We start from the raw sequence: 11,288 nt of genomic DNA, 5'->3' as shown, positions 1-11,288 counted from the left end.
CGTCTTCGGGCAGATCCAGATCCATGCCTGGACTTCTACCGACCAAACGGTATAAAAATCAAGTCCGGGCTTCTCCGGCGACGCCCGCTTCGTCGTCGTCGGTCCCCAGACCCGCAAGGCCCTGAAGGCCTGGCAGCGGCAGAACGGCCTGGAGGCCGACGGGGTCATCGGGCCCCTGACGCTCCAGGAGATGGGCGTCTCGGCGTCCGCGTCGACCCGCTCGGCGACGACGAAGGACGCCGCGGCCACCGGCACCGCCCCGAACGCGGCGCTCGCGAAGATCGCGCAGTGCGAGTCCGGCGGCGACCCGACGGCGATCTCGTCGACCGGCCAGTACCGCGGCAAGTACCAGTTCGACCGCCAGACGTGGCGGGCCAACGGCGGCACGGGCGACCCGGCCGCGGCCCCCGAGGCCACGCAGGACCGCATCGCGGCGAAGCTCTTCGCCGACCGGGGCGCGCAGCCCTGGCCCGTCTGCGGGAAGTAGCGAGCGCCAGCGAGCGCTTCCCGCAGCGCACGGGCCAGCCGTCTGCGGGAAGTAGCGAGCGCCGGCGAGCGCTTCCCGCAGCGCACGGGCCGGCCGTCCGCGGCACGTCGTGAGCGCCGTGGAGGCCCCGGGGGGCGGCTCGTGCCGTCCCCCGGCCCGTGGCGCGGTGTGATTGGGTTCCGGCGTGCCCGCACCGCTGCGCAGAGACCCGATCGGCGAGGCGCGGCGCCACTGGACGGACCGCTGGGGCCCCGAGCCCGCGCGCCCGATGGCGGCCGTGACCTCCGTCATGCGCGTCCAGCAGATCCTCCTCGCGCAGCTCAACGCCGTGCTGCGCGACCACCGGCTGACGTTCCCGCGCTACGAGGCGCTGATGCTGCTGTCGTTCACGCGCGACGGCGCGCTGCCGCTGGGCAAGCTCGGCGAGCGCCTCCAGGTGCACCGCACGAGCGTCACGAACATCGTCGACAAGCTCGAGCAGGACGGCTTCGTCCGGCGGGTGCCGCACGAGAGCGACCGCCGCGCCACCCTCGCCGAGATCACCGAGGAGGGCCGGCGGGTGGCCCAGACCGCGACGCTGGACATGAACGCCGCCGCCTTCTCGCTCGAGGCGCTGGAGCCCGGCGAGCAGGAGCAGCTGACGACGCTGCTGGAGTCCGTCCGCCGCGGCGCGGGCGACTTCGAGGTCTGAGCGGGCCACCCCCCCCCACGACCGGGCGGAGGGTCCCTCCGGTCCGGAAGCGGCCGGGGTGGCGGGTGTGAAAGGGTTCCCGAAATGAGCTCCATCACCTCCCCTGGCGTCGTCGTCCGGCCACGGACCGTCCTCGCGGACGTCCTCCCGGGCGCTCGCGTCCGCGACGCCGTCCTCGTCCTCTTCGGCGCGCTGTTCACCGGCCTGATGGCCCAGATCACGATCCCGATGACGCCGGTCCCGATGACGGGCCAGACGCTGGCCGTCGGCCTCGTCGGCGCGACGCTCGGCCTGCGCCGCGGCACGTCGTCGATGCTCCTCTACATCGTCCTCGGCTTCGCGCTGCCGGTCTACGCCGACGGTGGCTCCGGCGTCGAGGCGCTCTGGGGCTCCTCGGGCGGCTACCTCGTCGGGTTCGTGCTGGCGACGGCCCTGATCGGCTTCCTGGCCGAGCGCGGCGCCGACAAGAAGATCCACCTCGCGTTCGCCGCGTTCGTGCTCGGCCAGCTGCTGGTCTTCGTGCCGGGCGTCCTCGTCCTGCAGGCCGTCACGCACATGAGCTGGGGCGACGCGGTGCACTACGGCTTCACCGTCTTCATCGTCGGCGGGCTCGTGAAGGCCGCCGTCGGCGGCGCGCTCCTGCCGGCGGCCTGGAAGGCCGTCCGCCGCTACGAGGGCTGATCAGGTCCGATCACCACGGGCGGCCCCGAGAGCCACGAGCCGTCGGCCTGCTCCCAGAGCAGGCGCAGCTCGTCGCCCGGGTCGGCCACCGGCGGTCCGACCCGGACCGCCACGCCCTGCGGGTCCGTCCGTACCGGGCCCGTGAAGGGGTCCCCGTCGCCGGGACCCCCGCAGCCGGGCCGCGGCGCGCCGCAGGACCGCAGCGCCACCGGCGCCCACGCGCCGGCCTCCCGGTCCCAGCGCTGCACCGCGATCGTGCGGACGCCGAGCCCGCGACGCACCTGCGCGAAGACCCAGAGGCGCCGGGGCGAGCCCTCGCCGACGAGTCGCGGCCAGAACGGCAGCGCGAGCGCCCCGGCCGCCGGCTTGGGCGCCCCGGTGCGGTCGAGCACCCCGCTCTGCCAGTCGCGGTAGCGGCGCCGGTCGTCGGCGGGCAGCCCGGTCTCCGCCGGGTCGATGTCGCGCAGGAGGAACTGCGCGGCGGAGACCACGCCCGGCGAGCGCCACGCGAGGTAGCTGCTCCAGCCGACGAAGCGCGCCTGGTCCGCGCGGGTGAACGGCTGGTACGGGTCGTCCTCCTTCGCCTCGTACCCGTACTCGGTGAGCCAGACCGGCGCGGGGACGTCGGGGTCGTCGCCGAGGACGATCCGGCCGGCGTCGCGGAGCCGGAGCAGCAGCGACTGGAGCTTGTCCTGGTCGGCGAGCTGCACGCGGTCGCGGCCGACCGCCGGCGTGCCGGGCGTGACGTAGCGCGTGTAGGGGTGGAACGCGAGCCCGTCGGCCCGGACCGGCCGGAAGCCCGCGCACGCGCCGTCCGTCACCGGGCGTAGCGCGTCGTCGACGCAGGCCAGTCGGCGCAGGAACCGCAGCGGCGGCACGCCCTGCTCGCCGTCGCGCCCGCCGATCGACGTGAGGTTGCCCAGGAGGACCGTGGCGCCGGGGGACGCGCGGCGGATCGCGGGCGCGGCGGCCTCGTGCATCGCGCGGTAGACGTCGGCGGACTCGGCGTTCCACCCCGGGCCCTCGCGGCGCCACTGCGGCGAGAGGAAGGCCGGGTGGTTGGGCTCGTTCCAGGTCGCGTAGAGGTCGACGCGGGGGAGGTCCGCGCCGCCGGACCCGGGCGTCGAGCCGTCGTAGCGCCGGGCGACGGCCGTCGAGAACGCCGCGAACGCGCCCGGGTCGGGGCGGAGCCGCGGGCGGTCGCGGTCCGGGGAGTCGGGCGCGACGGCCCAGCGAGGTGCCCAGAACGCGATGTCGATCAGGACGCGCAACCCGGCGCGGTGGGCCTCGCGCACGGCCAGGTCGAGGTGGTCCCAGGCGCCCGGGGGGTAGGTCTCCGGGTCGGCCGGGCGGAAGCCGCCGCCGGGCCGCGTCGTGCCCTGCGGGTCCGGCGCGATCCGCGACCAGCTGGCGGTCATCCGGACGACGCCGACCCCGGCGTCCCGCGCGGCCTCGAGGTCGTGGCGGACCCGGTCGGGCGTCCGGTTGAGGAGCTCGGCGTCGTCCTGCAGGACGAGCGGGACGTCGACGCCCGGCTGCGCGCGGGCGAGGGCGGGGAGCGCGCCCGCGAGCGCCACCGCGACGACGCCGGCGGTCAGCGCGCGGCGCCGTGACGCGGCCGGGCGCCGGGGTCGGGGCCGCGGCGCGGATGCGGGGGCCGCGGCTGGGTAGTCGAGCCTCGTGCTCACCCCGTCAGCATCCCGTGCCCGGGTGGGCGCCGCGCCGTCGTCCGGGCGCGCCCGGACGCGGCCCGTCTCCTGTCGCGCCGCAGTGTGACGCTCCAACGCGTCCGCGGGGGCGCCGGACGCCGCGTGCACCGTGCGTAATAGGATCGCGCCGACGCGCGGCGGCACCGTCTCTCGCATCCGGCAGCGCCCTTCCGGGCGTAGCGTCGGACGAGGGACACGGCGGGGACCGGACGCGTGGTGCACGTCGTACTGGCGCCCCGCCAACGCCCGCGAAGTTACCGACGGTCGGAAAATACGTGGAACCCCTCGGATCTATGATTGATCCGTCAGTCAACCGCGCTACACTCCGACCGCCCGTCGGCCCCCAAGGAGGCTCACAAGTGACAAAGATCGTCGTCCTGGTGAAAGAGGTCCCGGACGCGGCCGTTCAGAAGCAGGTCGACTCGTCCACCGGTCGTCTCGACCGCAGTGGCGAGAAGACGCTGAACCCGTTCGACACCCACGCCATCGAGGCCGCGCTGCAGCTCAAGGAGAGCGGCGCGCTCGAGGTCGATGAGGTCGTCGCCATCACGGTCGGCCCGTCCACCGCCGTCAAGGCGCTGCACAAGGCCGTCTCGCTCGGGGCGGATCGCTCGATCCACCTGACCGACGACGGACTCGTCGGCTCCGACGTGGTCGGCACGGGCTACGCCCTGGCCGAGCTCATCAAGCGTGAGAACCCGGGCCTGGTCCTCGCGGGCCAGCAGTCCGACGACGGCCAGAGCTACGCCGTCGGCGCCGCCGTGGCCGAGTACCTGGGCTGGCCCGGCCTGACCCAGGTCATCAAGCTCGACGTCGATGGCCAGACCATCACGGCCGAGCGTCAGGCCGAGTACGGCTACGACACCGTCAAGGTGACGCTGCCCGCCGTGATCTCGGTCGGCGACGCCATCAACGAGCCGCGCTACCCGTCGCTGAAGGCGATCATGGGCGCGAAGAAGAAGCCGCTCGAGTCGCTGTCGCTCGGCGACGCCGGCATCGACGCCTCGAAGGTCGGCGAGGCCGGCCGCAAGGCCGTCTGGACCGGCTCCCAGCAGCCGCCCGCGAAGGCCGCCGGCGAGCTGATCGAGGACGAGGACACCGCCGCGACGGTCGAGAAGATCGTCACCTGGCTCGACGACAGGAAGCTGATCTGATGACGAACATCCTGGTCTACGCGCTGCACCACGAGGGCGCGATCAACAAGAACTCCCTGGGCGCCGTCTCCACGGCCGCCAAGCTGGCCGGCGAGCTCGGCGGCGAGGCCCACGCGGTCTTCGTCGGCGAGGACGTCTCCGACGAGACCGCGGGCTCCATCGGCTCCTACGGCGCCACGAAGGCGTTCCGGGTCAAGGCCCAGGCCGGCGTCTCCCAGCCCGTCGTCGACGCGCTCGACGCGGTCCTGGACACGGGCGACTACGGCTACGTCATCTTCGGCGGCGGCCTCCTCGGCTTCGAGGCCGGCGCGGGCCTCGCGGCCCGTCGCGGCGGTGGCCTCGGCGTCGAGATCACGGGTCTCAAGGTCGCGGACGGCAAGGTCGTGGCCGAGCGCCCGATCCTCGGCGACACGCAGATCTCCGACATCGCGTTCGAGGGCCTCGGCGTCATCGCCGCGCGCCTGAACGCGTTCGAGCCCGTCGAGTCCGGCTCCCCGGTCACCGTCGAGGACGTCGACGTGACGTTCTCCGACGCCGCCGGCAAGGTCGAGGTCGTCACGCGCGGCGAGCAGCGCGGCGCCGACGTCAACATCGAGGACGCGTCGGTGCTGGTCACCGGCGGTCGCGGCCTCGGCTCGGCGGAGAACTTCTCCGTCGCCGACGGCCTGGCCGCGGCGTTCGGCGGCACCGCCGCCGTCGCCGCCACGCGCGCCGCGGTCGACGCCGGCTGGTTCCCCTACGCCGGCCAGATCGGCCAGACGGGCAAGACCGTCGCGCCGAAGCTGTACGTCGGACTCGGCGTCTCGGGCGCCATCCAGCACAAGGTCGGCATGCAGTCGGCGGACAACATCGTCGCCATCAACAAGGACGGCAACGCCCCGATCTTCGAGTTCGCGGATCTCGGCGTCGTCGGCGACCTGCACTCGATCGTCCCGGCGCTCGCCGAGGCGATCAAGGCCAAGAAGGGCTAGAGGAGAACCGGCATGGCTGCTTCCCACAACGGCGGCGTCGCTCCGTCGCAGTTCCCGCCCCCGGTCGACGTCGTCGAGGAGTTCGTCGCTGCGCCGACGGATCCCGAGGACGAGCGCATCGAGGTCGGGGTCGCCATCGTGGGCGGCGGCCCTGCCGGTCTCGCCTGCGCCAACCGGCTGCTCCAGCTCCTCGCGGAGGACCCGGAGCTGCTCGAGTCGCTGGGCGAGGTCCCGGTCGCGGTCATCGAGAAGGGCAAGGTGTGCGGTGCGCACAACATGTCCGGTGCCGTGATGAAGCCGGGCCCGTTCAAGACGCTCTTCCCGGACGTCGACCTGAACGACATGCCCTGGGCCTACACCGAGGCCCAGGACGACGGTGCCGTGTGGCTGCGCAACGAGAAGAAGTCCTTCTCGTTCCCGACCACGCCCCCGAACTTCAAGAACAAGGGCAACTGGGTCATCTCGATCGCCCAGCTGTGCCGCTGGCTGGCCGAGCAGGCCGAGGACGCCGGCGCCTACATCCTCACGGAGACCGCCGCCGCCAAGCTGCTCGTCGACGGCGACGCCGTCGTCGGCATCCGCACCGGCGACAAGGGCCGGGGCAAGGAAGGCGAGGAGCTGCGCAACTTCGAGCCCGGCATGGACATGACGGCGAAGGCCACGGTCCTCGCCGAGGGCACGTGGGGGCATCTCACGGGCGCCGCCGTCAAGCGCTTCGACCTCGCCGCCGGCAAGGACCCGGCGATCTGGGAGATCGGCGCCAAGGAGGTCTGGAAGGTCAAGACCCCCTTCAAGAAGGTCATCCACACCTTCGGCTGGCCCGCGCGCCCGCAGAAGAAGCAGGCCGAGGCCGGCGGTGGCTGGATCTACCCGCTGGGCGACGACCAGGTCTCCATCGGCTACGTGCTGCCGCTGCACACGCCCGACGCCACGGCGTCGGTCCACGACCTGCTGCAGGCGTTCAAGGCCCACCCGTACGTCCGCGAGATCCTCGAGGGCGGCGAGCGCACCGCCTGGGGCGCCAAGGCGATCCAGGCCGGCGGCTACAAGTCGATGCCGAAGCTCTCCACGCCCGGCGCCGTCATCGCCGGCGAGTGCGCGTCGATGGTCGACATGGCCCGCCTGAAGGGCGTCCACATGGCGATCGAGGCCGGCCGCCTCGCCGCCGAGTCGATCTTCACCCAGCTCAAGGCCGGCTCGAACGACTACTCGTCGTACGAGACCGCGATCGAGGACTCGCTCGTCGGCAAGACGCTGCGCGAGGTCCAGAACAACCGCCCGCTGCTGGACGCGCACTCGCTGCTCGTCGGCGCCGGTCTCTCGGGCCTCGACTTCGTCACGAAGGGCAAGCTGCCCCCGGGCGGCGGCCCCTCGCTGCACCGCGACGCCGAGGTCGAGGTCTCGATCCCCGACAAGCCGCTGAAGGACCGCTACCCGCAGCCCGACGGCAAGTACTTCTTCGACAAGCTCTCGTCGGTCTTCATCACCGGCAACGCGACGCGCGACGACGCGCCGAGCCACATCCGGATCGAGAAGCACGTCAAGCGCGAGGTCGCCGAGGCGTGGGCGTGGATGTGCCCCGCCGGCGTGTACGAGATCGAGGACGACCAGCCCAAGGAGGGCTTCGTCGACGTCACGGTCAACTACACCAACTGCGTGCAGTGCGGTGCGATCACCGCCCGCGGCGGCCGGCTGACCCCGCCCGAGGGCGGCGACGGCCCGTCGTACCAGGCCACCTGATCCCCGATCCCGGCCCTCGCGAGCCGGGACATCGGCAGGACGTCCCGAGGGGCGCGCAACTTGCGCGCCCCTCGCGCGTTTGTAGGGACAGTGGTGCGCGATGATGTGCGCCCGCTCCTCGTCCCCCCCGACCCGTGGCCCCCGCCTTGCCCGCACTCCTTCGGTCCGTGCCGTTCGTCCCCGTCCTCGCCGCCGCGGGGCTCCTCGCCCTGCCCGGCGGCGCGTCCGCCGTCTCCGCCCCGACGATCCCCGCCGGGGCCTCGAAGGTCTCGCGCGGCGTCTGCACGACGTCGGCGACGGATCCCCAGGCCCGGGCCGCCTCGTTCACGGTGCGGATGCGCGACGTGCCGCCGACGTCGTCCTACGGCTTCGCCGTCCGGCTGGAGGAGCGCCTGCCGGGTGGCCGCTGGAAGGCCCTGAAGGGCGCGGCCGTCCCGGCCGGCTTCGGCGACTTCGTCACCGCCCGCTCCGGCGCGCCGAGCCTCAGCCGGCGGTTCAACGTCCAGGGCCTGCACGCGGGCAGCTCCTACCGCCTGCGCGCCACGTACAAGTGGATGGCCTTCGGCGGCTACCGCGCGACGGAGCGCGTCAGCAAGGCGTGCAAGGTCAAGGACCTGCGGCCCGACGTCGGGCTGACCGGCGAGTTCGGCTGGCAGCCGAGCACCGCCGGCGGCGAGGTCGCCTACCGGATCGGCCTGGCCTCCGACGGCCTCGACGCGCTGAAGGGCGTCGACGTCCCCGTGGTGGTGCGGCAGGGCCAGACGGTCCTGGCCACCGGCAGCGTACGTCCCGCCGCGGCCGGCGAGGTCCTGCTGGTCCCCGGGCGGCGCTGCGTGCAGGGCCAGCCCGTGACGGTGCAGCTCGATCCCGACGGCCTGGTCGACGACCGCGTGGCCACCGACGACGTGCTCAGCGCGCCGTGCGCGCCGGTGTCGCGATGACCCGCGGCCGCGCCGTCCTCGTCGTCCACGGACCCGCCGCGGCGGGTCCGCGCGGAGGGGCGCGGGTCGCCGTGGACGCCGTCGCTGCTAGGGTTCCCCGGCCATGAAGACTGAGATTCACCCCGAGTACGCCCCCGTGGTCTTCCGTGACGCCGGCGCCGGCGCCACGTTCATCACGCGCTCGACCGTCAAGAGCACGAAGACGATCGAGATCGACGGGACGACGTACCCGGTGATCGACGTGGAGCTGTCGTCCGCGTCGCACCCGTTCTACACCGGCAAGCAGAAGATCGTCGACACCGCCGGCCGCGTCGAGCGCTTCAAGCGCCGCGCCGCCAAGCGCGAGGCGTCCGACGCCGCCGAGGCGAAGGCCACGCCGGAGTCGTAGTGCCGGGGCGCTCCGCCCGGGACCGGCCGTTCGATCAGTTCGATCGCGACGGGCCGGCGGAGCGCCTGCCGCCTCCTCGGTCATCCGTGGGGGCCCGCGGTCGGAGGCTCAGGCCCGACGACCGCGCTGCCGAGGGACCGCGTATGGATGCGCCCTCGAGGACCCGCCGCGCCGACGCCGAGCGCGAGCGCACACGCCGTCCGGACCTCGAGCGCACCGCTCCACCGTCCGGCGACGACCACAGCCGCTCCCGCCGGGCGTCCGAGTACGCAGTGCAGCGCGACGCCCCCGTCGGCGGCCAGGCGGTCATCGAGGGGGTGATGATGCGCGGCGTCCGCCACTGGGCCGTCGCGATCCGCACGCCGCTCCCGGAGCAGTTCGTCGACGGCGCCGTCCCCGCGGGCGAGGCGTCCCGCGGCGACATCGCCGTCGAGGTCTTCCCGTTCCGGTCGGTGCTCGCCCGCAAGAAGCTCCTCCGCACGCCGGTGCTGCGCGGCATGGTCGCGCTGGTGGAGTCGCTGAAGATCGGCTTCCGCGCCCTGCAGCTGGCGGCCAACGCGCAGCAGGACGAGGACGAGCCGGAGATCGGCCGCGGGCAGTGGATCATCGCCGCGCTCGGGGGGATCGGCCTCGCCGTCGGCCTCTTCTTCCTCGCGCCCGTCGGGCTCACGAGCCTCATCAAGGACCAGCTCGGCAGCGGGTGGCTGTTCTGGATGGTCGAGGGCGTCCTGCGGACCGCGATCTTCCTCGGCTACCTCGTGCTCGTCACGCGCCTGGCCGACCTCAGACGGGTCTTCGAGTACCACGGGGCGGAGCACAAGACGATCGCCTGCTACGAGGCGGACCTGCCCCTGACGCCGGAGAACGCCGAGCGGTTCAGCCGCCTGCATCCCCGCTGCGGGACGAGCTTCATGCTGATCGTGATGATCGTCGCGATCTTCGTCTTCGCGCCGCTCGGACTGCTCGAGTGGTACTGGATGATGTCCAGCCGGATCATCGGGATCCCGCTCGTCATCGGCCTCTCGTTCGAGGCGATCAAGTTCGCCGGCAAGCACCGCCGCAACGGCCTCGTCTCGTTCCTCATGTGGCCGGGCCTGCAGCTCCAGCGCCTGACGACGAAGGAGCCGGACCACGCGCAGCTCGCCGTCGCGATCGCCGCGATGCAGGCCGTGCTGGACCGCGAGGACCCGCGCACCGCGACCCGCCGCGAGCTCGTCGGCATCGAGGTCGCGGCCTAGGGAGACGTCCCCGCCGGCTCCCGGGCGGGGCCCGGGAGACGTCGCCGGCCCGGCGAGGCCGGCCCGGCGGCTGCGTGACGGGGAGCGGCGGCTCAGTCCCGCGCCGGAGCGTGCGCGGAGACGAACAGCCCCGTCGGGTCCCACGCCGCCCGGACGGCCCGCAGGCGCACCGCGGTCTCCGTGGCCAGCGTCGGGGCGGTGCTCCCGGGCCGGTCCACGAAGTTCGTGAAGCGCCGCCCGGTGTCCCACGGCCCGAGGGCGCCCGTGACCCGGCCGATCGCCTGCCGGGCGACGCCGGCGGCCTCCGGCCCGGGCAGGATCGCCACGGCGTTGGCGAGGAACGCGCCGTCCAGGCCGCACTGCGCCCCGTCGGCGCCGGTCGGTGTCCGCAGCGCGCCGCCGAGCTGCCGCAGCTCGAGCGAGATCACCGGCGGGCCCGCGACAGCGACCACGGCGTCGATCGCCTCGTCGGTCAGCTCGTCGAGCAGCAGGTGGTCGAGCACCGCCGGGACGGGCTCGGGGGGGTCCATGTGCAGCGCCGCCAGCGCGGGGGCGGGGATCCGGGCGAACGTGTCGATCTCCGGGCCCAGTGCCCGCAGCGGCGCGAGGACCCCGGACGCCCGGCCGTCGTCGAGCAGGCACGCGGCCTCCACCACCACGAACGCCCGGCCGCGCAGCGGGGCCGGGATCTCCGGGAACGCGGGCACCCACAGCAGGCGGCCGACGGAGGTGACGTCGTCGGGCACGCCGTCGCACCAGTCGCGCCAGGCGCGGAGGACCTCGGCGCCCCGCTCGACGGGCCAGAACAGCGCGCCGGCGTGGACGGTCGGGGCCGGGTGGAGCCGGACCTCGAGCGCGACGACCACGCCGAGCGGGATGCCGCCGCCGCGGAGCGCCCAGAGCAGGTCGTCCGCCTCGCCGGCCTGCACGCGCACCAAGCCGCCGTCGGCGGTCACGAGCTCCACCGCCAGGACGTCGGCCGCGCCGAGCCCGAGCCGGCGCGACAGCCACCCGAGCCCGCCGCCGAGCAGCGAGCCGACGACGCCGACGCCCGCCGCCATCCCGACGTTGGCCGCCAGGCCGTGCTCGGCGGCCGCGGCGGACAGGGCGGCCGCGGTCGTCCCCGCTGCCACCCGCGCCACGCGGCGCTCCGCGTCGACCGCGACGCCCTGCAGGAGCCCCGTGCGCAGCAGCATGAGCGCACCCTCCGGTTCCCGTTCGCCCCGTCCGCTGCGTCCGCGCCGGACCTGCCACTCGGTCCCGGGCTCGAGCGAGAAGTTCCTCGCGA

Annotated in this window: 11 protein-coding genes and 1 pseudogene; 10 read left to right on the top strand and 2 right to left on the bottom strand. The window is 74.0% G+C overall.

Going from position 1 to position 11,288, the window contains the following annotated elements; genetic code table 11:
* Positions 1-106: 106 nt before the first annotated feature.
* The 4 genes and pseudogenes from AB0L40_RS23410 to AB0L40_RS23395 all read left to right on the top strand — a co-directional run.
* Positions 107-181, top strand: a pseudogene (locus tag AB0L40_RS23410) (peptidoglycan-binding domain-containing protein); the annotation flags it as partial.
* A gap of 9 nt (positions 182-190) precedes the next feature.
* A complete protein-coding gene (locus AB0L40_RS23405; protein ID WP_364360449.1) occupies positions 191-487 on the top strand; it encodes a transglycosylase family protein in 297 nt (98 codons plus the stop codon).
* A gap of 184 nt (positions 488-671) precedes the next feature.
* Complete coding sequence (locus AB0L40_RS23400; RefSeq protein WP_364360447.1) at positions 672-1,178, top strand: MarR family transcriptional regulator; 507 nt, start codon at positions 672-674, stop codon at positions 1,176-1,178.
* Between the two features lie 84 nt (positions 1,179-1,262).
* Positions 1,263-1,859, top strand: coding sequence for a biotin transporter BioY (locus tag AB0L40_RS23395; protein WP_364360445.1), 597 nt, complete (start codon positions 1,263-1,265; stop codon positions 1,857-1,859).
* Here AB0L40_RS23395 and AB0L40_RS23390 read toward each other — a convergent pair.
* A complete protein-coding gene (locus AB0L40_RS23390; protein ID WP_364360443.1) occupies positions 1,847-3,547 on the bottom strand; it encodes a hypothetical protein in 1,701 nt (566 codons plus the stop codon). The two genes, AB0L40_RS23395 and AB0L40_RS23390, sit on opposite strands and share 13 nt — an antisense overlap.
* Before the next feature lie 380 nt (positions 3,548-3,927).
* Here AB0L40_RS23390 and AB0L40_RS23385 point away from each other — a divergent pair, with 380 nt between their 5' ends.
* From AB0L40_RS23385 to AB0L40_RS23360, 6 genes are all read left to right on the top strand, one after another.
* Complete coding sequence (locus AB0L40_RS23385; protein ID WP_364360441.1) at positions 3,928-4,722, top strand: electron transfer flavoprotein subunit beta/FixA family protein; 795 nt, start codon at positions 3,928-3,930, stop codon at positions 4,720-4,722.
* Positions 4,722-5,693 (top strand): electron transfer flavoprotein subunit alpha/FixB family protein, encoded by a 972-nt coding sequence (locus tag AB0L40_RS23380; protein WP_364360439.1) that lies wholly within the window; start codon positions 4,722-4,724, stop codon positions 5,691-5,693. Before AB0L40_RS23385 ends, AB0L40_RS23380 begins: the two co-directional genes overlap by 1 nt.
* A gap of 12 nt (positions 5,694-5,705) precedes the next feature.
* Complete coding sequence (locus AB0L40_RS23375) at positions 5,706-7,433, top strand: electron-transfer flavoprotein:ubiquinone oxidoreductase (RefSeq protein WP_364360436.1); 1,728 nt, start codon at positions 5,706-5,708, stop codon at positions 7,431-7,433.
* 167 nt (positions 7,434-7,600) lie between these two features.
* Positions 7,601-8,374 (top strand): hypothetical protein, encoded by a 774-nt coding sequence (locus AB0L40_RS23370; protein ID WP_364360434.1) that lies wholly within the window; start codon positions 7,601-7,603, stop codon positions 8,372-8,374.
* Between the two features lie 103 nt (positions 8,375-8,477).
* A complete protein-coding gene (locus AB0L40_RS23365; protein WP_364360432.1) occupies positions 8,478-8,762 on the top strand; it encodes a type B 50S ribosomal protein L31 in 285 nt (94 codons plus the stop codon).
* A 143-nt stretch (positions 8,763-8,905) separates the two neighbouring features.
* Positions 8,906-10,000: a DUF1385 domain-containing protein gene (locus AB0L40_RS23360; protein WP_364360430.1), complete on the top strand. Its 1,095-nt coding sequence runs from the start codon at positions 8,906-8,908 to the stop codon at positions 9,998-10,000.
* Between the two features lie 92 nt (positions 10,001-10,092).
* On the opposite strand, the gene AB0L40_RS23355 is transcribed toward AB0L40_RS23360, so the two are convergent.
* Positions 10,093-11,288 (bottom strand): FAD-binding protein (locus tag AB0L40_RS23355; RefSeq protein WP_364360428.1); only part of this gene is annotated, 1,196 nt, incomplete at its 5' end.

Origin of the sequence: Patulibacter sp. NPDC049589 (assembly GCF_040675535.1) — a bacterium.
Classification (GTDB): domain Bacteria; phylum Actinomycetota; class Thermoleophilia; order Solirubrobacterales; family Solirubrobacteraceae; genus Patulibacter.
Note: the sequence above shows the minus strand (reverse complement) of the source record. Positions and strands in the feature narration are given on the sequence as shown.